The organism is Methylomarinovum caldicuralii (assembly GCF_033126985.1).
GTDB classification, from domain to species: domain Bacteria; phylum Pseudomonadota; class Gammaproteobacteria; order Methylococcales; family Methylothermaceae; genus Methylohalobius; species Methylohalobius caldicuralii.
Window position 1 is genome coordinate 1,916,265 of record NZ_AP024714.1, and the last position, 19,703, is coordinate 1,935,967.

Here is a 19,703-nt window from a genome sequence, read left to right on the forward strand (position 1 = left end):
TTTGTCAAACCGTGTTTTCGAGCCACGGCCCCCGCTTGGCGACGGCGTCGAGGGCCATGAGGGTTTCCAGCAGCGCCTCGATGCGGTCCAGGGGCCAGGCGTTGGGACCATCGCTGAGGGCCTTGTCCGGATCGGGATGGGTTTCCATGAACACCCCGGCCACGCCCACGGCCACCGCCGCCCGCGCCAGCACCGGCACGAACTCGCGCTGGCCGCCGGAGGCGGTCCCCCGACCGCCCGGCAGCTGCACCGAATGGGTGGCGTCGAACACCACGGGACACCCGGTCTCGCGCATCACCGCCAGCGAACGCATGTCCACCACCAGATTGTTGTAGCCGAAGGTGTAGCCGCGCTCGCACACCAGAATGCGGTCGTTTCCCGCCGCCTTGGCCTTGGCGACCACGTGCTTCATGTCCCAGGGGGCCAGGAACTGGCCTTTCTTGATGTTGACCGGCAGTCCCTGGCGGGCCACGTTCTGGATGAAGTCGGTCTGGCGGCACAGGAAGGCCGGCGTCTGGAGCACGTCCACCACCGCAGCCACCTCCGCCAGTGGGGTGTATTCGTGCACGTCGGTGAGCACCGGTACGCCGATCTGCCGCTTCACTTCGGCGAGGATTTCCAGCCCCTTCTCCAGCCCCGGACCGCGGACGCTGTCCTTGGAGGAGCGGTTGGCCTTGTCGAAGGAGGATTTGTAGATGAAAGGAATCCCGAGGCGGGCGGTGATCTCCTTCAGGTGCCCGGCGGTGTTGAGGGCCAGCTGCTCGCTTTCGATCACACAGGGGCCGGCGATGAGAAACAGGGGGCGGTCGAGCCCCGCTTCGAAACCACAGAGATTCATACGCATGCGGTCCTCTCTTGGTGCGCCAGGGCCGCCCGGACAAAGCCGATGAACAAGGGGTGCCCCCGGCGCGGGGTGGAAGTGAATTCGGGATGGAACTGGCAGCCGAGGAACCAGGGATGATCGGGGATCTCGACGATCTCCACCAGCCTGCCGTCCTCCGACACGCCGGACACCTTGAGACCGGCCCGCTCCAGGGGCTCGCGGTAGGCGTTGTTGAATTCGTAGCGGTGGCGGTGGCGCTCGCGGATCAGATCCCGGCCGTACAGGCGCTGGGCCAGCGTCCCAGGCAGCAGGCGGCAGGGCTGGGCCCCGAGACGCATGGTGCCGCCGAGGTCGGCATTGGTATCACGGCGCTCGATGCGGCCGGTGGCGTCCTGCCATTCGGTGATGAGGGCGATGACCGGATGGGGGGTGTCGGGATCGAACTCGGTGCTGTGGGCCCCTTCGAGTCCGGCCACGTGGCGGGCGTATTCGATCACCGCCACCTGCATCCCCAGGCAGATCCCCAGATAAGGAATTTTCCGCTCCCGGGCGAAGCGGGCGGTGGCGATCTTGCCCTCGACCCCGCGCTGGCCGAACCCGCCGGGCACCAGGATGGCGTCGCACCCCTCCAGCACTTCCGTCCCCCGGGATTCCACGTCTTCGGAATCCACGTAACGGATCACCACGTCGGTGCGGGTGTGGATGCCGGCGTGCACCAAGGCCTCGTGCAGGGATTTGTAGGCGTCCACGTGATCCACGTATTTGCCGACGATGGCAACCGTAACTTTGTGCACCGGGTTCTCCAGGGACCGCACCACCTCTTCCCAGGCCGACAGATCGGCGGGATCGGCCTGGAGCCGGAGTTTGTCGAGAACGATTTCGTCCAGGCGCTGGTCGTGGAGCAGCAAGGGGATGCGGTAGATGGAATCGGCGTCCACCGCCGAGATCACCGCCTCCTCCGGCACGCTGGTGAACAGGGCGATCTTCTTGCGTTCGCTGCGCGGCAGCCCCTTTTCGCTGCGGCACAGCAGCACGTCCGGCTGGATGCCGATGGCACGCAGTTCCTTGACCGAATGCTGGGTCGGCTTGGTCTTCAATTCCCCGGCCGAGCGCACATAGGGCACCAGGGTCAGGTGAACGAATACCGACCGTCCCGGCCCCAGTTCCATCCTCAGCTGGCGGATCGCCTCCAGGAAGGGCTGGGACTCGATGTCGCCCACGGTGCCGCCGATCTCGATCAGGGCCACGTCGTACCCGTCGGCGCTGGCCTCGATGGCGGCCTTGATCTCGTCGGTGATGTGGGGGATGACCTGGACCGTTCCTCCCAGATAGTCGCCGCGGCGCTCCTTGCGGATCACGCGCTCGTAGATGCGGCCGGTGGTCCAGTTGTTCCGGCGCCCCATGGTGGTGGAGACGAAGCGTTCGTAATGGCCCAGATCCAGATCGGTTTCGGCGCCGTCCTCGGTGACGAACACCTCGCCGTGCTGGTAGGGGCTCATGGTGCCCGGATCGACGTTGATGTAAGGGTCGAACTTTGCCAGGGTCACCTTCAGGCCCCGAGCCTCGAGAATGGCCGCCAGCGACGAGGCGGCGATGCCCTTGCCCAGGGAGGACACCACCCCGCCGGTGATGAAGATGTATCTGGTCATGGAAATCCCAAGCGCGAACAAACGAAGTATTTTACCCGTTGGCACCGACGGCGTCACGGCTTGACAATCTTGCTTCCAGCACCGTCGAACAGGTATCTTATTGGCCATGCTGCAATCCACCCGCAATCAAGCCATCGCCCTGGCCGGCCTGAGCCAGGCCATCGATCTGGTCCAGCAGGTCGCAAAGACCGGCGAGCCCGACGAGGCCGCGATGGCCACCAGCATCGCCAGCACCCTCAAGGTCGATGCCGCCAGCACCGAAGACGTCTACGGGGGCCTGAAGAATCTGCGCCCCGGCCTGGAAATACTGCGCCGCCAGCTGGGTGCCCAGGGCCAGATCGACCCGGAACACGCCCGTTACAGCGCCCAGCTCATGCTGCTGCAGGGCAAGCTGAGCGCCAGTACCGAGGCCCGGAAACGGGTGCGCGCCGGTGTCGAGCGGGCCGCCGCGATCGCCCGCGACCAGGGTGTGCTTGACGAAACCGTGCTGGAGATTCTCGCCGACACCTACCATGAGCACATCAGCCCCCTGGGGCCGAAGATCATCATCACCGGAGAGCGCCGGCACCTGAGCGAACGCAGCAACGCCTGCCGCATCCGCGCCCTGCTGCTGGCGGGGATTCGCTCCGCCCTGCTCTGGCGCCAGTGCGGCGGCGCCCGCTGGAAGTTCCTGTTCAACCGCAAGCGCCTACTCCACGAAGTCGATTCTCTGCTGCGGGAAATCAATGCTGATTGAGGCCAGAAATCTTTACCGCTTCTACGGCAACACCTGCGCCGTGGCCGACCTGTCCCTGACCCTGGAGAAGGGGGAGATCCTCGGCTTCCTCGGCCCCAACGGCGCCGGCAAGTCCACCACCATGCAGATGCTGTGCGGCACCCTGGCCCCCAGCGCCGGGGAGATCCGCATCAACAGCATCGACCTGCTCGAGCGCCCCAAGGAGGCCAAGCGCCACCTGGGCTACCTGCCGGAGATCCCGCCCCTGTACCGGGAGCTGACGGTGGACGAATACCTGAACTACTGCGGCCGTCTCCACGGTCTGCGCGGCGCCGCGCTGATCCGCGCCCGGGACGAAGCCAAGGCCCGCTGCGGCCTGGCGGCGGTGGGCGGGCGCCTGATCGGCAACCTGTCCAAGGGTTACCAGCAGCGGGTCGGCATCGCCCAGGCGATCCTGCATGCGCCGCCGGTGGTGGTGCTGGACGAACCCACCGTCGGCCTCGACCCGATCCAGATCCGCGAGATCCGCAGCCTGATCCGTGACCTGGGGCGCGAGCACGCGGTGCTGCTGTCCACCCACATCCTCCCGGAGGTGCAGGCGGTTTGCAGCCGGGTGATGATCGTCCATCAGGGCAAGGTGGCCCTCAACGCCCCCATCGACGAACTGGAACGCCACATGCGCGCCTCCAGCCTCATCCTGGTGACCGCGGACCCGGCGGACCCGGCCGCCCTGCAGGCTGTCAACGGCGTCCACGACGTCCGCCCCCTGGAAGGCGGCCACCGTTACGAAGTCTTCCACGACAAGGACCGCAATCCCGCCCCGGCCCTTGCCGCTTTGGTGGTGGAAAAGGGCTGGGGGCTTTTGGAACTGACGCCGGTGCGCCATTCCATCGAGGAAATCTTCGTGGACATCACCCGCCAGGAGGCCGCATGAGCACTCTGGTCATCGCCGCCCGCGAACTGCGCAGCCTGTTCCTGTCGCCGCTGGCCTGGTCTATCCTGGCGGTGGTGCAGTTCCTGCTCGCCTACCTGTTCCTGGCCCAGCTGGAATATTTCCAGCAACTCCAGCCCCGCCTAGCGATGTTGCACGAGGCCCCGGGCGTCACTGACCTGGTGGTCGTCCCCCTCTACGGCAACGCCGGGGTGATCCTGCTGCTGGTCACCCCCCTGCTGACCATGCGCCTGATCGCCGAGGAACGCCGCAACCGCACCTTGAGCCTGCTGCTGGGCGCCCCGGTCTCGGTCACCGAGATCATTCTCGGCAAATATCTGGGAATCCTTGGCCTTTTGGGCGTCATGGTCCTGCTGATCACGCTGATGCCGCTGTCGCTGGCCTTCGGTACCCATCTGGACTGGGGCAAGCTGGCCGCCTGTATCCTGGCTCTCAGCCTGCTGCTGGCCACCTTCGCCGCCAGCGGCCTGTATCTGTCCACCCTGGCGAGCCAGCCCACGGTGGCGGCGGTGGGCAGTTTCGGCGCCCTGCTGCTGCTGTGGATCATCGACTGGAGCGCCGCCATCGGCACCGAAAAGGGTGAACTGCTCAGCGCCCTGTCGCTGCTGCACCACTACGAAAACCTGCTCAAGGGGCTGGTGAGCAGCGCCGACCTCAGCTACTTCGTGCTGTTGATCGCCGCTTTCCTGACCCTCAGCGTCCGCCGTCTCGACTACGACCGGCTGCAGAAATGAAGCTCGACCGCCATCTCCACCAGCAAATCCGCCTGCAGAACTGGCTGTTCACGATTTTGTTCCTGGGGTTGATCGGCCTGCTGGGCTGGCTGTCGCAGCATTACGCGACCGCATGGGACTGGACCGCCAGCGGCCGCCACACCCTGTCCGAGGCCAGCCGCAAGGTACTCGACACCCTGAAGGAACCGGTGACCATCACCGCCTACGCCCGGGAGGAGAACCAGGAAGTGCGCGAGCGTATCCGCGACCTAGTCACCCCCTATCAGCGCCACAAACCGGATCTGACACTGGTGTTCGTCAATCCGGACCTTCACCCCGACAAGGTGCGGGAGCTGGGCATCACCATGGACGGTGAGCTGGTGATCGAATATCAGGGCCGCCGGGAAAAACTCACCGATCTCAGCGAAGCCGGTCTCACCAACGCCCTGCTGCGCCTGGCCAGCAGCGAGCAGCGCACCCTGGTGTTCGTCACCGGCCACGGCGAGCGCGATCCCCTGGGGGACGCCAACTTCGACCTGGGCCAGTTCGGCCACGCCCTGCAGCAGCGCGGCTTCAAGATCGAAACCTGGAATCCGGTCCAGCATCCTAAGCTACCGGAGGGTGTCACCGCCCTGGTCATCGCCAGCCCCCAGACCACCTACCTGCCCGGCGAGGTAAAGCTGCTGCGCGCTTACCTGGAACAGGGCGGCAACCTCTGGTGGCTGCTGGAACCCGGCGACCTCAAGGGGCTCAAACCCCTCGCCGAACAACTGGGGATCGAGCCCCTGCCCGGCACCATCGTCGATCCCAGCGGGCAGATCCTGGGCATCGCCGACCCCACCTTCGTGCTGGTGGCCCAGTATCCGCCGCATCCGATCACCCGCAACCTGCGCAATCTCAGCCTGTTCCCGGGGGCGCGGGCGCTGGAGAGCGGCGGCGAATCCCCGTTCCACCCCACCCCCTTCCTCGAGACGCTGCCGCGCACCTGGACCGAAACCGGCCCCCTGGAAGGGGAGATCCGCCTCGATCCCGACCAGGGCGAGCGCGAAGGGCCCCTGACCCTGGGCCTGACCCTGACCCGTGAATTCCAGCGCGAGGGCGAGAAGGAACCGGTGCGCCAGCGTATCGTGGTCGTCGGCGACGGGGACTTTCTCACCAACACCTATCTGGGCAACGGCGCCAATCAGGACCTGGGGCTGAACGCGGTCCAATGGCTGACCCACCAGGACCGTTTCATCGACATCCCCGCCCACACCGCCCCGGACACCCAGCTCAACCTCTCGCCCCTGGCGCTGACCCTGATCGCCTTCGGCTTCCTGCTCCTGCTGCCGGCGGGGCTGCTGGCCTGCGGCGGCATTCTCTGGTGGCGGCGCAGGAGGGCCTGATGCGTCACGGCTGGCTCACCATCGCGGTGCTGTTCCTGCTCGTCGCCGGGCTCGGCGGCTGGGTGTGGTGGCTGCAGCGCCAGCCGCAGGAGGCGCGCAAACCGGCGCTGGCCGACATCGATCCTAAAACCGTCCGCCACATCACCGTGCGTCACGACGCCACCCGGATCGTATTCGAACGCAGCGACGGCGGCTGGCGGATGCGCCAGCCCTACGAGGCCCGGGCCGACAGCTACCGTATCGAGCAGGTGCTGGCGCTGCCCAAGACCGAAAGTCAGGCCAGCTACCAGGTCAGCGGGGATGAACTGCGCAAGTTCGGCCTTGAGCCCCCGCGGGCGGAAGTGGTGCTGGAAAAGACGCCTTTCCGCTTCGGCAATCAGAATCCCATCGACTTCCGCCGCTACGTCCAGACTGCCGACGGCCGGGTCCATCTGATCGAAGACACCCTGTTCCACCTGTTGACCTCGCCCCCCACCGACTGGATCGACACCCGACTGCTGCCCGAAGACGAGCTGCAGGAACTCGCGCTGCCCGGCTGGCATCTGTCCCGGACCGAAAAAGGCGGCTGGCGCGCCGAGCCGGAACTGGCCCCGGAGCGCCTGCAGCGCTGGGTCGACGCATGGCGGCTGGCCCGCGCCATCCAGATCGGCCCCTTCGAAGGCCCGGTCCCGACAGGCAAACCCGAAATCCGAATCCGGGTGGACGGGCGGGAAATCCGCTTCCTGGTGCTGCAACGGGAGCCGGAACTGATCCTGCTGCGCCCGGAGCGGAAGCTCCGTTATCACTTCTACGGCCAGAGCGGCCGCCGGCTGCTGCAGCCGCCTCAAGCGGCTGGGGACTGATGCCGGAACTGCCGGAGGTCGAGACCACCCGGCGCGGTCTCGAGCCGCACCTGCGCGGGCGCCGCATCGTTTCCGTCCGGGTGCGCCAGCCCCGGCTGCGCTGGCCGGTTGCGGACGGTCTGGCCGGACAGGTCTGCGGCCAGACCATCCGGGCGCTGCAGCGACGGGGCAAATACCTGCTGTTGCAACTGGAAACCGGTCACCTGATCGTTCACCTGGGAATGTCCGGCAGCCTGCGCCTGACCGACACCGCCACCTTCGGCAAACACGATCACGTCATCTTCACCCTGGACGACGGCCGCAGTCTGGTGCTGCGCGATCCGCGCCGCTTCGGCGCGGTGCTGTGGTGGCCGGGCCCGGTTGAGGACCATCCGCTGCTGCGGGATCTGGGACCGGAACCGCTGTCCCCGGATTTCGACGGTGCCTGGCTATACCGCCGTTCCCGCGGCAGCCGGCGCGCGGTCAAGCAATTCCTCATGGATCAGCACGTGGTGGCAGGGATCGGCAACATCTACGCCAACGAGGCGCTGTTCGCCGCAGGCATCGACCCCCGCCGCCCGGCCGGCCGCATCGGACGCCGGCGTTACGACTGTCTCGCCGCGGCGGTCAAGGCGGTCCTGGAACGGGCCATCGTCCAGGGGGGGACGACCCTGCGCGACTTCGTCAACGACAAAGGCCAGCCGGGTTACTTCCAGCTGGCTCTGCAGGTGTACGGGCGCGAGGGGCAACCCTGCCCCCGTTGTCACACCCCCATCGAGCGCATCACGCTGGGGCAGCGGGCCACTTACCTGTGCCCGCGCTGCCAGCGTTAGAGGTTGAGCTCCTCTTCCAAATCGAGCGGTTCCTCTTCCCCGGACGGTACCGTCTCCTTGGGAAACTCGGCGCCCGGCACCTCGATGCCCTCCTCTATCTCCTCCAGCTTGTCCTCGAAGCGGGAGCCGGTATCGATGCTGACCGAGGCCCGCGGGGACAGGGTCAGCTTCTGGCCCACGGCGGCGAACTGAAAGCCCAGCCTGGCCTTGAGGGTCCGGGGACCGGCGATCAGATACCGCTCCTTGGCCTTGTTGTCGAACAGGGCCGAGTCCATCGTCTCCCCCACCGTGTGCTCGAAAGGCTCGGCGATCGTATCCTCACCGCCGTCCTGGATGAACAGGCCCTCGTAACGGAGCCGGCTGCCGGTGGCCACGCCGATTCCGTCGGCGGTGGCGAAGAAGCCGCCGATCTTGGCCCGCGCCATGATCCGTCCGTTGGGGCCCGGGGGGAAGGTGTGCTGGAATTCGATCACCACTTCCGGCTGCAGGGAGAGCGGTTTTTGCGCCTTGTCGCCGGATTCGGCGAGCGGCCGGGTTTCGACTTCCTGCACCGGCGATACCGCCGCTGCGGCGCCCGGTTGCGCCAAAGCCACGAAAGTCACGTTATGGATGCTGAGAATGTCCCGTTTGGCATCGCTGTAGCAGACCTGCGGCACCTTGCCGGCCTCGCTGGCCTCGATCCTGACACCGGGATATTCACCGGCGATTTCGATACAGGTCTGGCTGTCTTCCTCCGGCACCAGACGCTGCCCTTGAATCACCACTTCGAAGCCGTTCCCGGCCAGGCTCCAGCCCAATACCAGCAGCGCCCCCGTACGGGCGACGAATCTCGACATAGCGACAATCCCCCAACTTTACTCGTTAGTCCGTTTGAAAACTATAGCCGATGCCGCCCGGATCCGCATCCCCAAACGCAGCTTCCGGGATCGTTCCCGGCAGCTGCAGTCCCGACCTTGGGCCTTCTCAGCTCAGCGGCCACATCGGCGTGTCACCCCCCTTGAGGAGCACACTCCAGTAGTACCAGGGCAGGAAGTACTTCTTGAACCAGTACATGCTGCGGCGTTCCTTGCTCTGGTCGATGGGGAAGGTCTCCTTGGGCTTGAGGTTGTAGTCGAACTCCGCCAGCACCAGCTTGCCGTAGCCGGTAATCAGCGGGCAAGAGGCGTAACCGTCGTAGGCGGCGATGCCCTGCCCGCCTTCGAGATCGGTGACCAGGTTGCTGACCACCACGTAGGTCTGACCGCGGGCGGCGGCGGCGGTCTTGGAGTTGGGGGTGTTGGTGCAGTCGCCCAGGCCGTAGACGTTGGCGTATTTGACATGGCGCAGGGTGTGTTTGTCCACATCGACCCAGCCGCCCTCGCCTGCCAGGGGCGATTCCTTCAGGAAGGCCGGCGCCCGCATCGGCGGGGTGACGTGGAGGAAGTCGAAAGCGTGGGTCTGGCGGTCGCCGGTGACCACGTGCTCGAAGGTCGCCTCCTTCTTCTCCGGATCGACGGCCACCAGATGGTGCTGGAAGTGGGTTTCGATCGCCTTGCGCTTCAGCACCTCGTTCAGGGTTTTGGAATAGCGCTTGACCGGGAAGATGCCGGGGGCGGCGGCGAAGAACATCAGCTTGGTCTTGCCACGCACGTTGCGCTTGCGCCAGGCGTCGTCGGCCAGATAGGTGATCTTCTGCGCTGCGCCGGGACACTTGAACGGCGGCTTCGGCTGGGTGAAGATGGCCGTCCCGCCGCCGAAGCCCTTGATCGCCTCCCACACCCGCGGCGCCAGGTCGAAGTCGTAGATGGACTGGGCCACGTTGGCGTTGAGGGCTTCCTGCAGTCCGGGAACCGCATCCCAGGCGATCTCGATGCCGGCCGCAACCACCAGGTATTCGTAACCGACCGTCTTGCCCGTGGCGGTGGTCAGGCGGTTGTTGTCCGGATCAAAGCTGGATACCGCCTCCTGAATCCAGACCACGCCGTCGGGCACGACCTCCTTCATCGGCCGCCAGGTGGCCTTGGGTTTCATCTCCCCGGCGCCGACCAGGGTCCAGCCGGGCTGATAGTAATGCACGTCCTTGGGTTCGAGGACGGCCACGTCCAGGGTTTCGTCGTATTTCTTTAGATGGGATGCGACCGCCAGCCCGGCGGTGCCGCCGCCGACGATCACGATTTTATGGGAAAGGGTATCCGCCATTTCCAAGCCTCCAGATTCTTGTTTTCGATACCGAAGCAGTCGGCCGTATTATCTATGCTTATACGCTATCTGCATAGAACGATAAGCGATCAAAAACGACGCCGCTTATTCCGTTCCCATAGTCATTCCCGCACCGGACGCTTGTCAAGCTTGCGCTGCAGGGTGCGGCGGTGCATCCCCAGGGCCCGGGCGGCGGCGGAGATGTTGCCGCCGTGTTCCATCAGTACCTTCTGCAGGTATTCCCACTCCATACGCTTGACCGACAGCGGCTTTTCCTTGATCTCCACGTTGGGATCGCCGGATTCCTTGTACAGCGCAGCGACGATCTCGTCGGCATCCGCCGGCTTGGTCAGGTAATGGACGGCGCCCAGCTTGATGGCCTCCACCGCGGTGGCGATGCTGGCATAGCCGGTGAGCATGACGATCCGGGTGTTGACGTCCAGCTCCTTGAGCTTCTGCACCAGGACCAGGCCGGAATCGTGGCCGATACGCAGGTCGATGACGGCGTATTCCGGCGTCAGGCGGGTCGCCTGGGCCAGCCCCTCCTCCAGGGTGCGGGCGACGATCACCTGGAAGCCGCGTTTGCCCAGGGCCCGTTCCAGCACCTGGCAGAACACCTCGTCGTCATCCACCAGCAGCAGTCGCGGCAGGTCAGTCATGGGAATCCTCCTCATCGGGAGTCAGCAAAGGCAGGCGGATCCGGGTACAGGTGCCCTGATCCGGCATGGGTTCCATCAGAATCTCGCCACCGAGCCGCTCGACCGTGGCATAGGCCAAAAAAAGCCCGACACCCAGGCCGCGTTTCTTCGAGGCCACCGGCCGCCGCCCCAGCACCTCCCGCAGATCGGGGGTGATGCCGGGGCCGCAGTCGATGATCGCCAGATCGAGCCAGGCGTGATTCCAGCGCGCCTGCAGCAGCACCGGTTCGGTCGAAACCTCGGCGGCGTTGTTGAGAATGTTCAGCAGCGCATGGGTCAGGGTCTGCTCGGCGAGCAGCGCCGCCTCTTCGGGACCGCCGTTGAGCTGGAGTTTCAGGCGGGCGCCGGGACGCTGCTGACGCCACTGGCCCACCAGGTATTCGAGATACCGGCGCACCTGCTCCCGGTGGCCCCCTTCGGCGCGGGCGTGGCCCGCCGAAGCGGACATGACCGCCAGGGCGTTCTTGCAGCGCTCGATCTGGTCCTTGAAGATCAGCAGCCGCTGGCGCAGGGAGCGGTCTTCCGGGCGGTCGTAGTCCTCCAGCAGCTCCTGCAGCAGGATCGCCATGGTCCCCAGCGGGGTGCCCATTTCGTGGGCGGCGCCGGCCGCCAGGGTCCCCAAAGCGATGACCTGTTCGTCCCGCAGCGCCTGCTCGCGGATCTCCGCCAGGCGCCGCTCCCGTTCCCGCAGGGTGTTGGCCATCTCCACCACGAAATAGGCCACCAGCCCGGCGCTGAAGACGAACCCCACCCAGGTGCCGAAGGCGTGCAGCTCGAACCGCCGGCCTTCGATCTCCTCCGGCGGCAGCAGCCGGGTGTCCTTGACCTCCATCACCGGCAGCGCCGGCAGCGGGTGGAAGTGGAAGATCAGCAGGGTATAGCAGCCACAGGTCAGCAGCATCATCAACCAGGTGAACTGCTGGGGCAGGACCGTGGCAGTGATGATCAACGGCAGCAGCAGAAACCAGGCCATGGGATTGGTGGCCCCGCCAGCGAAGTACAACAGGCTGGTGATGCCCACGGCATCGAGACACAGATGGCCGAAAAGCTCCCACTCGGTCACCGGCCTTTCGTGCTGGAGACGGAACCAGGTCAGGCAATTGAGCGCCACGGTCATGGCGATGATGCCCAAGAGCGGATCGGTTTCCAGGGGAACGCCGACACCGAAGAGGGTCACCAGAATGATGAGAAGCTCGGCGATGATCAGCAGATTGCGCAGCAGAAACAGGGAACGCAGGTTGCGGCGCGCGGCGTCGGCCGAATCAAGCGGCAGCTGAAACATGACAGGTCTCTTGGCTCATAAAGATGAGGGGGGCGAGGGGGTGCGACAATTTGTCACATTCCCAAACCCGCCCATAACCACTATTCTTTAACTCGACGGTAATGCTCATTACCTCCTGTCTCGCTTGTCTCGGCAGACAGTCTATTTCCTCCTCTTGATGCAGGGAGCTCGCTCCCTGCAGATTTCTTTTTTCCGATGTTGTCTCCCTGCGACAATTTGTCGCATTCCCAGCGATTTCATGGGTTGCTATGATGTAACCGTGTTCGGTTATGACCGAACCCACATTGCATGACAGTAGTGCAATACTCCTCCTCTTTGACAGCAGGGCGTTTCACCCTGCTGTTTTTTTATGCCTTCAGTCCCTGCCGCGCAGGACCCGCAGCCCCGCCCGGGCGCAGGCCACGTCCAGCATCGCCCCCGGCGCCCCGCCGACTCCGATGGCACCGACCACTTCCCTGGCTTCGACAATCGGCAGGCCGCCGCCGAGCAGCAGAATCTTCTCGTTCATGTCGCCCAGCGCCTGGATCTTGGGATCCTTGACCACCCGTTCCACCAGTTTGTGGGTCGGATGGCGCAGGGTCAAGGCGGTATAGGCTTTGCGCCAGCTGCTGTCGATGGTATGGGGTCCGGCCTGCTCGTCCCGCAGCAGCGCCAACAGCTGGCCACTGCGGTCCACCACCGCCACGGCATAGCCCTTTCCCTGGCAAGCCCGCTGCGCCGCCTGGGCGGCCTTTATCGCGCCTGCCAGGGTGATGGTTTTCTGTTCGACGGTCTCAACTGCCTCAACGTTCACGAAAAACGCCACGCCCAAAAGTCCCAGCAACCACTTCTTCATCGCTCACCTCCTATTTCCAGTGTCAATGCCCGAGCCAGGACCGTCGTCAGCAAGGTCCCGGCCCGGGACAACGAGATGCCATAGGCCAGAATACCATCCTCGTGGCCGGCCATCACGATGACCCCGGCTTGGGGCCGGCGCCGCACCTGGGCCATGACCGCCCGGGCCAGCGCCGGCGTTCCGTAACCGGCCGTCGGCGGGGTAAGCCCCAACCCCAACGCCTCACCGCAGCGCCAGATTTCGGGGCTGTGGCCGTGGAAGACCGCCGTCACCTGCGGGGCGGCCCGATACACGGCTGCATGGGTCAGGGCCTCCGAGGAAGGCGGATGGACACCGCAGGCGACGATGCGGTTGGCCTCGATCTCCGCCGCCGTGACCAGACAGTAATCCTCGGGGGCAAGACGCTCCCGGCCGCCGGTCTGGGTCGCGCTGATGACGAAGCCACCGGGAACCCGCTGGCTGACGTTGCCGAACGCCAGGCCGCCATAGCGCGCCGGGGCCCGGCCGATCATGCCGAGGCGGCGCAGGATCCGGCGCCAGGATTCCAGCCGGGGATAATCAGGCCACCGCAGCGCCCGGCCGCGACTGAAGTCAAGGCGGTAGCGGATGACGCCTTCGCCCCGGGCTGCATCTGCCGCCGGTAAGGACTTGACTGGCATGGGAAATCCGCTAAGCTAGCAGGCTGCCAGCCGGAAGCCGGACGGCACGTACCCTTGCGAATGTGGCGGAATTGGTAGACGCGCTGGATTTAGGTTCCAGTGGGCATAGTCCCGTGAGAGTTCGAGTCTCTCCATTCGCACCAATCATCTGACAGCCTCTGATGCCCCGCAGCATTTCGAATTTTCCACGCAATTTCCAACCAACCTGATCCATTCCGAGGTACATCCATTATGCAGATTTCCGTCGAAAACACATCCGACATCGGCCGCAAACTGACCATCGAGGTCCCCGAGGAGAAAATTCAGGCCGAGGTCGACACCCGCCTGAAATCCCTGGCCCGGCGGGTGAAAGTGGACGGTTTTCGACCGGGCAAGGTCCCGCCCCGCATCGTCCGCCAGCGTTTCGGCAAACAGGTCCGCGAGGAAGTGGTCTACGATCTGATCAGCTCCGGCCTACGTGAAGCCATCGAGTCCCGGGAGCTCAAGATCGCCGGCGAACCCAAGATCACCCCCACGGAACTGGCCGAAGGCAAGGGCCTCAAATTCGAGGCCGAGCTGGAGGTCTATCCGGAAATCGAGCTGGCCGCCATTGAGGAACTGGAGATCGCCAAGCCAGTCTGCGAGGTCACCGAAGCCGACGTGGAGGCGATGATCGAAAAGCTGCGGGAGCAGAAGAAGACTTGGCAGACCGTGGACCGCCCGGCCCAGGAAGGCGACAAGGTCACCCTCACCTTCGAGGCTCTGCGCGACGGCGAACCGGTCGGCGAGGGCAAGGTCGAGCACTTCGAGGTCGAACTGGGCGCCGGCAAGATGATTCCCGGCTTCGAGGACAAGCTGATCGGCGCCAGGGCCGGCGACCATCTGGAATTCGAACTGACCTTCCCGGAGGACTACCATGACGAGGATCTGGCCGGCAAAACCGTGCTGTTCAAGGTCGACGTGGAGAAGGTCGAGGAAGGCCGGCTGCCGCAGGTCGATGCCGAATTCGTCAAGGAATACGGAGTCGAAAGCGGCGATGTGGAGGAATTCCGCCGCGAGGTGCGCGCCAACCTGGAGCGGCAGCTGCACACCGCCCTGAAGGAAAGGATCAAGGAACGGGTGCTGGACGCCCTGTTCGAAAAGAACCCGATCCCGGTGCCGGAAGGATTGGTCAAACAGGAAATGCAGCGCGCCCTGCAACCGCTGGCCGAAGCCCTGAAGCAGAATCCGCAGCTGCTCGAGCAGCTGCCACTGGACAACCTCAAGGAAAGCGCCAGGAAACGGGTCGCCCTGGGGCTGCTGCTGGCGGAGGTGATCCGCGCCAACGATCTGAAAGCCGATCCGGACAAGGTCCGCGAGGCGGTCGAGGAACTGGCGCAGAATTACGAGGATCCGCAGGCGGTGGTCGAATGGGTTTACGACAACCCGGAACAATTGTCCCAGATCGAAAGTCAGGTACTGGAAGAACGTGCCATCGAATGGATTCTGGAACACGCCAAGGTCACCGAAGAACCGGTGAAGTTCCAGGATCTCATCAATCAGCAACAACAACAGGCAGCCTGATCTCCATGCAACATCCATCCAATCCCATCCTCGACCAGCTCATCCCCATGGTGATCGAACAGACGCCGCGGGGCGAGCGGGCCTTCGACATCTATTCGCGTCTGCTCAAGGAACGGGTGATCTTCCTGGTCGGTCCAGTGGAGGACCACATGGCCAACCTGGTGGTCGCCCAGCTGCTGTTCCTGGAGTCGGAAAACCCCGACAAGGACATCCATCTCTACATCAACTCCCCGGGCGGGGTGGTCACCGCCGGGCTTGCCATCTACGACACCATGCAGTTCATCAAGCCCGACGTCAGCACCATGTGCATGGGCCAGGCCGCCAGCATGGGTGCCCTGCTCTTGGCGGGCGGCGCCGCAGGCAAGCGCTATGCCCTGCCCCATTCGCGGGTGATGATCCACCAGCCGCTGGGCGGCTTCCAGGGTCAAGCCAGCGACATCGACATCCACGCCCGCGAGATCCTGCAGACCCGCGACCGTCTCAACCGTATCCTGGCCAAACACACCGGCCAGCCGCTGGAGAAGATCCAGCAGGACACCGACCGCGATTACTTCATGAGCGGCCAGGAAGCCTTGGAATACGGTCTGATCGACAGGGTGCTGACTTCGCGGACCAAGCTCCAGGAGGAATGACGGCGGGGGTTTGGAAATTTCCCGCGTTCGGGTATATGCTGATACTATCCGACCCCAACGTGGCGTGCGAGGATTTCCGGTTTTTCATTCTTTTTCGAGGTAACCTATGAGCGACGCCAAGCGCGGTAAAGATCGAGAGGGCAAGTTGCTGTACTGCTCCTTCTGCGGCAAGAGCCAGCACGAGGTCCGCAAACTGATCGCCGGTCCGTCCGTGTTCATCTGCGATGAATGCGTGGACCTGTGCAACGACATCATCCGCGAGGAACTGCAGGAGAATCCGGAGGACAGCGGCGACCGCCTGCCCAAGCCGAAGGAAATCAAGGCGGTGCTGGACGAATACGTGATCGGCCAGGAAGAGGCCAAGAAAGTCCTGTCGGTGGCGGTCTACAACCACTACAAGCGGTTGCGCACCCAGACCGGCCGCAAAGACGAGGTCGAGCTGTCCAAAAGCAACATCCTCCTCATCGGTCCCACCGGCTCCGGCAAGACCCTGCTGGCGGAAACCCTGGCGCGCCTGCTCGACGTCCCCTTCACCATCGCCGACGCCACCACCCTCACCGAGGCCGGCTACGTGGGCGAGGACGTGGAGAACATCATCCAGAAACTGCTGCAGAAATGCGATTACGACGTGGAACGGGCCGAGTCGGGCATCGTTTACATCGACGAGATCGACAAGATCTCCCGCAAGGCGGACAACCCCTCCATCACCCGGGACGTGTCCGGGGAAGGGGTGCAGCAGGCGCTGTTGAAACTGATCGAGGGCACCGTCGCCTCGGTGCCGCCCCAGGGCGGGCGCAAGCACCCGCAGCAGGAGTTCCTCCAGGTCGATACCTCCAACATCCTGTTCATCTGCGGCGGCGCCTTCGCCGGGCTGGAGCGGATCATCCGCCAGCGCTCGGAAAAGGGCGGCATCGGCTTTTCCGCCGAGGTCAAGAGCAAGGAGGATTCCCGCAGTGTCGGCGAGATCCTTTCCGAGGTCGAGGCCGAGGACCTGATCCGTTACGGCCTGATCCCCGAGTTCGTCGGCCGCCTGCCGGTGGTCGCCACCCTCCGGGAACTGGACGAGGACGCCCTGGTGCGCATCCTCACCGAGCCCAAGAACGCCCTCGTCAAGCAGTACAAGAAGCTGTTCGAGATGGAAGGCTGCGAACTGGAGATCCGCGAGGACGCCCTGCGCGCCATCGCCCGCAAGGCCATGGAACGCAAGACCGGCGCCCGCGGCCTGCGCACCATTCTCGAGGCGGTGCTGCTCGACATCATGTACGAGCTGCCCTCGAGCGACAACATCACCAAGGTGGTGATCGACGAGAGCGTCATCAACGGCGACTCCAAGCCCTACCTCATCTACGAAAACGACAAGCAGCGGGCCTCGGCTCAGTAAACGGTCATCCTGCGCCGGACCCGCCCGGGTCCGGCCCCCACCCGCCGGAACCCGGCGCCGCTTTTCCCGATCTAAGCGGAAACTTGTATTTCTCCGGCCGATTGCCCATATTTAACGTAGACGGCCCGATTTCTCCTCATCTTCCACTACCATTCGGAAACGTACCCGTATGACCACATCCCAATTCATCCCTGTCCTGCCTTTGCGCGACGTGGTGGTCTATCCCCACATGGTCATCCCGCTTTTCGTCGGCCGCAAAAAGTCCATCGAGGCCCTCGACGCGGCCATGCGCACCAACAAGCAGATCTTCCTGGTGGCCCAGAAGGACGCCGAACAGGACGATCCCGGTTTCAACGACATCTACCGCATCGGCACCCTGGCCACCATCCTGCAACTGCTGAAGCTGCCCGACGGCACCGTCAAGGTGCTGGTGGAGGGCAACCAGCGCAGCCGGGCGGAAAGCTACGAGGAGATCGACAGCACCTTCGTCGCCCACGCCCTCCCGCTCCACGACCATTGCAGCTGCAGCGATCAGGAACTGGACGTGCTGATGCGTACCGCAGTCAGCACCTTCGAGCAGTACGTCAAGCTCAACAAGCGCATTCCGCCGGAAGTGCTCAATTCCCTGAGCGGCATCGACGAGCCGGGCCGGCTGGCGGACACCATCGCCGCGCACATGAACCTCAAGCTGGAGGAAAAGCAGGCCATCCTGGAAACCGCGGACGTGGCCGAACGCCTGGAGAAGCTGATCCTGCAAATGGAAAGCGAGGTGGACATCCTCGAGATGGAGCAGCGTATCCGCGGCCGGGTCAAGCAGCAGATGGAGAAGAACCAGCGCGAGTACTATCTCAACGAGCAGATGAAGGCGATCCAGAAGGAACTGGGCGAGTTGGACGATGCGCCGAACGAAATCGAGGAACTGGCCCAGCGGATCGCCAAGGCCGGCATGCCCAAGGAAGCGCGGGAAAAGACCGAGGCCGAGCTCAACAAGCTCAAGATGATGTCGCCCATGTCGGCGGAAGCCACCGTGGTGCGCAACTACATCGACTGGATGGTCAGCCTGCCCTGGAAGAAACGCACCAAGGTCAGCGACGACCTGAAAAAGGCCGAAGAGATCCTCGACGCCGACCACTACGGCCTGGAAAAGGTCAAGGAGCGGATTCTGGAATACCTGGCGGTGCAGCAGCGGGTCAGAAAGATGAAAGGCCCGATCCTCTGCCTGGTGGGACCGCCCGGGGTCGGCAAGACCTCCCTGGGGCGCTCGATCGCCAAGGCCACCAACCGCAAGTACGTGCGCATGGCCCTGGGGGGCGTGCGCGACGAGGCTGAGATCCGCGGCCATCGCCGCACCTACATCGGCTCGATGCCGGGCAAGATCGTCCAGAATCTGGCCAAGGTCAAGTCGCGCAACCCGGTGTTCATGCTCGACGAGATCGACAAGATGGCCATGGATTTCCGCGGCGATCCGGCCTCGGCCCTGCTGGAAGTCCTCGATCCGGAGCAGAACAACGCCTTCAACGACCATTACCTGGAGGTGGATTTCGACCTCTCCGACGTGATGTTCATCGCCACCGCCAACACCCTGAACATCCCGCCGGCCCTGCTCGACCGCATGGAGGTCATCCGCCTGCCCGGCTATACCGAGGACGAGAAGCTGGCCATCGCCAAGCGTTACCTGGTCCCCAAGCAGGTCAGGCAGAACGGCCTCGAGGCGGACGAGATCCACTTCAGCGACGGCGCCATCCTCGACATCATCCGCCATTACACCCGCGAAGCCGGGGTACGCAACCTGGAACGGGAGATCGCCGGGATCTGCCGCAAGGTGGTCAAAAATCTGCAGGCCAAACCGACCAAGGGGCCGGTGCGGATCACCGCCCGCAACCTGGAGAAATACCTGGGCGTCCCCCGCTACCGCTACGGCCGCGCCGAGGAATCCAATCAGGTAGGGCAAGTCACGGGGCTGGCCTGGACCGAGGTCGGCGGCGAACTGCTCACCATCGAGGCGGTGGCGGTTCCCGGCAAGGGCAAGCAGATCTACACCGGCAAGCTCGGCAACGTGATGCAGGAGTCGATCCAGGCGGCCATCACCGTGGTCCGCAGCCGCGCCGAAGTGCTGGGTATCGACCCGGACTTCTATCACACCAAGGACATGCACATCCACGTCCCCGAAGGGGCGACGCCCAAGGACGGTCCCAGCGCCGGCATCGGCATGTGCACCGCCCTGGTCTCGGCCCTGACCGGCATCCCGGTACGCTGCGACGTGGCCATGACCGGCGAGATCACCCTGCGCGGCGAAGTCCTGCCCATCGGCGGCCTGAAGGAAAAGCTGCTGGCGGCCCACCGCGGCGGTATCCGCACCGTCGTCATCCCCCGGGAGAACGAAAAGGACCTGGCGGAGATTCCGGCAAACATAAAGCAGAATCTGGAAATCGTGCCGGTCCGCTGGATCGACGAGGTGCTGGCCAAGGCGCTGGAATACCAACCCACGCCACTGGAACCCAAGGTCGAAGCCCCGCAGGCCAAGACCAAAGGCAGGCGCAACCCCAAAACGGTGACGGCTCACTGAGGGCCGACGCTCTGCCTGTCGCTTCCGGGCCAACAGCCC

18 protein-coding genes and 1 tRNA gene are annotated in these 19,703 nt (G+C 64.6%); 11 read left to right on the forward strand and 8 right to left on the reverse strand.

Features of this window, described 5'->3' with window-relative positions:
- Positions 1-4: 4 nt before the first annotated feature.
- Positions 5-838, reverse strand: a complete 834-nt coding sequence (gene kdsA / locus MCIT9_RS09740; RefSeq protein ID WP_317706734.1) for a 3-deoxy-8-phosphooctulonate synthase — start codon at positions 836-838, stop codon at positions 5-7.
- Positions 835-2,472: a CTP synthase gene (locus tag MCIT9_RS09745; protein WP_317704697.1), complete on the reverse strand. Its 1,638-nt coding sequence runs from the start codon at positions 2,470-2,472 to the stop codon at positions 835-837. The genes kdsA and MCIT9_RS09745 overlap by 4 nt, the downstream gene beginning before the upstream one ends.
- Positions 2,473-2,578: 106 nt before the next feature.
- On the opposite strand from MCIT9_RS09745, the gene hflD reads away from it, so the two are divergent.
- The 6 genes from hflD to mutM are packed head-to-tail and all read left to right on the forward strand — an operon-like array spanning position 2,579 to position 7,891.
- Entirely contained in the window at positions 2,579-3,208 is a 630-nt protein-coding gene (hflD, locus tag MCIT9_RS09750) for a high frequency lysogenization protein HflD (RefSeq protein ID WP_317704698.1), read from the forward strand.
- A complete protein-coding gene (locus tag MCIT9_RS09755; RefSeq protein ID WP_317704699.1) occupies positions 3,198-4,121 on the forward strand; it encodes an ABC transporter ATP-binding protein in 924 nt (307 codons plus the stop codon). Before hflD ends, MCIT9_RS09755 begins: the two co-directional genes overlap by 11 nt.
- Positions 4,118-4,873 carry an ABC transporter permease gene (locus MCIT9_RS09760; RefSeq protein ID WP_317704700.1) on the forward strand — a complete coding sequence of 252 codons (756 nt, stop codon included), beginning with the start codon at positions 4,118-4,120 and terminating at the stop codon, positions 4,871-4,873. The genes MCIT9_RS09755 and MCIT9_RS09760 overlap by 4 nt, the downstream gene beginning before the upstream one ends.
- The gene (locus MCIT9_RS09765; RefSeq protein ID WP_317704701.1) at positions 4,870-6,237 is read left to right on the forward strand and encodes a DUF4350 domain-containing protein; all 1,368 of its coding nucleotides are present in this window, start codon (positions 4,870-4,872) and stop codon (positions 6,235-6,237) included. Before MCIT9_RS09760 ends, MCIT9_RS09765 begins: the two co-directional genes overlap by 4 nt.
- On the forward strand, positions 6,237-7,079 hold the full coding sequence (locus MCIT9_RS09770) for a DUF4340 domain-containing protein (RefSeq protein ID WP_317704702.1): 843 nt from the start codon (positions 6,237-6,239) through the stop codon (positions 7,077-7,079). Before MCIT9_RS09765 ends, MCIT9_RS09770 begins: the two co-directional genes overlap by 1 nt.
- The gene (mutM, locus tag MCIT9_RS09775) at positions 7,079-7,891 is read left to right on the forward strand and encodes a bifunctional DNA-formamidopyrimidine glycosylase/DNA-(apurinic or apyrimidinic site) lyase (RefSeq protein ID WP_317704703.1); all 813 of its coding nucleotides are present in this window, start codon (positions 7,079-7,081) and stop codon (positions 7,889-7,891) included. The genes MCIT9_RS09770 and mutM overlap by 1 nt, the downstream gene beginning before the upstream one ends.
- Here mutM and MCIT9_RS09780 read toward each other — a convergent pair.
- From MCIT9_RS09780 to MCIT9_RS09805, 6 genes are all read right to left on the reverse strand, one after another.
- On the reverse strand, positions 7,888-8,727 hold the full coding sequence (locus tag MCIT9_RS09780) for a hypothetical protein (RefSeq protein WP_317704704.1): 840 nt from the start codon (positions 8,725-8,727) through the stop codon (positions 7,888-7,890). The genes mutM and MCIT9_RS09780 overlap by 4 nt on opposite strands.
- A gap of 127 nt (positions 8,728-8,854) precedes the next feature.
- Positions 8,855-10,069, reverse strand: coding sequence for an NAD(P)/FAD-dependent oxidoreductase (locus MCIT9_RS09785; protein WP_317704705.1), 1,215 nt, complete (start codon positions 10,067-10,069; stop codon positions 8,855-8,857).
- A gap of 122 nt (positions 10,070-10,191) precedes the next feature.
- Positions 10,192-10,728 carry a response regulator transcription factor gene (locus MCIT9_RS09790; RefSeq protein ID WP_317704706.1) on the reverse strand — a complete coding sequence of 179 codons (537 nt, stop codon included), beginning with the start codon at positions 10,726-10,728 and terminating at the stop codon, positions 10,192-10,194.
- On the reverse strand, positions 10,721-12,049 hold the full coding sequence (locus MCIT9_RS09795; protein ID WP_317704707.1) for an ATP-binding protein: 1,329 nt from the start codon (positions 12,047-12,049) through the stop codon (positions 10,721-10,723). Before MCIT9_RS09795 ends, MCIT9_RS09790 begins: the two co-directional genes overlap by 8 nt.
- A 355-nt stretch (positions 12,050-12,404) precedes the next feature.
- Positions 12,405-12,884: a GlcG/HbpS family heme-binding protein gene (locus MCIT9_RS09800; protein WP_317704708.1), complete on the reverse strand. Its 480-nt coding sequence runs from the start codon at positions 12,882-12,884 to the stop codon at positions 12,405-12,407.
- Positions 12,881-13,543, reverse strand: coding sequence for a class II aldolase/adducin family protein (locus tag MCIT9_RS09805; RefSeq protein WP_317704709.1), 663 nt, complete (start codon positions 13,541-13,543; stop codon positions 12,881-12,883). Before MCIT9_RS09805 ends, MCIT9_RS09800 begins: the two co-directional genes overlap by 4 nt.
- A 56-nt stretch (positions 13,544-13,599) precedes the next feature.
- Between MCIT9_RS09805 and MCIT9_RS09810 the strand changes: the two genes are divergently transcribed.
- The 5 genes from MCIT9_RS09810 (at position 13,600) to lon (ending at position 19,664) form a co-directional block, all read left to right on the forward strand.
- A tRNA-Leu gene (locus MCIT9_RS09810) sits at positions 13,600-13,686 on the forward strand.
- An 88-nt stretch (positions 13,687-13,774) separates the two neighbouring features.
- Positions 13,775-15,085, forward strand: a complete 1,311-nt coding sequence (gene tig / locus MCIT9_RS09815) for a trigger factor (RefSeq protein WP_317704710.1) — start codon at positions 13,775-13,777, stop codon at positions 15,083-15,085.
- Between the two features lie 5 nt (positions 15,086-15,090).
- Positions 15,091-15,717 (forward strand): ATP-dependent Clp endopeptidase proteolytic subunit ClpP, encoded by a 627-nt coding sequence (gene clpP / locus MCIT9_RS09820; protein WP_317704711.1) that lies wholly within the window; start codon positions 15,091-15,093, stop codon positions 15,715-15,717.
- A gap of 106 nt (positions 15,718-15,823) precedes the next feature.
- Positions 15,824-17,098, forward strand: coding sequence for an ATP-dependent Clp protease ATP-binding subunit ClpX (gene clpX, locus MCIT9_RS09825; RefSeq protein WP_317704712.1), 1,275 nt, complete (start codon positions 15,824-15,826; stop codon positions 17,096-17,098).
- 169 nt (positions 17,099-17,267) lie between these two features.
- Positions 17,268-19,664, forward strand: a complete 2,397-nt coding sequence (gene lon, locus MCIT9_RS09830; RefSeq protein ID WP_317704713.1) for an endopeptidase La — start codon at positions 17,268-17,270, stop codon at positions 19,662-19,664.
- The last annotated feature ends 39 nt before the right edge of the window (positions 19,665-19,703 follow it).

Excerpts from the sequence above, each read along its gene's own strand:
- MCIT9_RS09755 (WP_317704699.1), top strand. The coding sequence starts at position 3,198 with ATGCTGATTGAGGCCAGAAATCTTTACCGCTTCTACGGCAACACCTGC.
- MCIT9_RS09785 (WP_317704705.1), bottom strand. The coding sequence starts at position 10,069 with ATGGCGGATACCCTTTCCCATAAAATCGTGATCGTCGGCGGCGGCACC.
- clpX (WP_317704712.1), top strand. The coding sequence starts at position 15,824 with ATGAGCGACGCCAAGCGCGGTAAAGATCGAGAGGGCAAGTTGCTGTAC.
- lon (WP_317704713.1), top strand. The coding sequence starts at position 17,268 with ATGACCACATCCCAATTCATCCCTGTCCTGCCTTTGCGCGACGTGGTG.
- MCIT9_RS09765 (WP_317704701.1), top strand. The coding sequence starts at position 4,870 with ATGAAGCTCGACCGCCATCTCCACCAGCAAATCCGCCTGCAGAACTGG.
- tig (WP_317704710.1), top strand. The coding sequence starts at position 13,775 with ATGCAGATTTCCGTCGAAAACACATCCGACATCGGCCGCAAACTGACC.
- MCIT9_RS09780 (WP_317704704.1), bottom strand. The coding sequence starts at position 8,727 with ATGTCGAGATTCGTCGCCCGTACGGGGGCGCTGCTGGTATTGGGCTGG.
- MCIT9_RS09795 (WP_317704707.1), bottom strand. The coding sequence starts at position 12,049 with ATGTTTCAGCTGCCGCTTGATTCGGCCGACGCCGCGCGCCGCAACCTG.
- MCIT9_RS09805 (WP_317704709.1), bottom strand. The coding sequence starts at position 13,543 with ATGCCAGTCAAGTCCTTACCGGCGGCAGATGCAGCCCGGGGCGAAGGC.
- clpP (WP_317704711.1), top strand. The coding sequence starts at position 15,091 with ATGCAACATCCATCCAATCCCATCCTCGACCAGCTCATCCCCATGGTG.
- MCIT9_RS09760 (WP_317704700.1), top strand. The coding sequence starts at position 4,118 with ATGAGCACTCTGGTCATCGCCGCCCGCGAACTGCGCAGCCTGTTCCTG.
- kdsA (WP_317706734.1), bottom strand. The coding sequence starts at position 838 with ATGAATCTCTGTGGTTTCGAAGCGGGGCTCGACCGCCCCCTGTTTCTC.
- MCIT9_RS09790 (WP_317704706.1), bottom strand. The coding sequence starts at position 10,728 with ATGACTGACCTGCCGCGACTGCTGCTGGTGGATGACGACGAGGTGTTC.
- MCIT9_RS09800 (WP_317704708.1), bottom strand. The coding sequence starts at position 12,884 with ATGAAGAAGTGGTTGCTGGGACTTTTGGGCGTGGCGTTTTTCGTGAAC.
- mutM (WP_317704703.1), top strand. The coding sequence starts at position 7,079 with ATGCCGGAACTGCCGGAGGTCGAGACCACCCGGCGCGGTCTCGAGCCG.
- MCIT9_RS09770 (WP_317704702.1), top strand. The coding sequence starts at position 6,237 with ATGCGTCACGGCTGGCTCACCATCGCGGTGCTGTTCCTGCTCGTCGCC.
- hflD (WP_317704698.1), top strand. The coding sequence starts at position 2,579 with ATGCTGCAATCCACCCGCAATCAAGCCATCGCCCTGGCCGGCCTGAGC.
- MCIT9_RS09745 (WP_317704697.1), bottom strand. The coding sequence starts at position 2,472 with ATGACCAGATACATCTTCATCACCGGCGGGGTGGTGTCCTCCCTGGGC.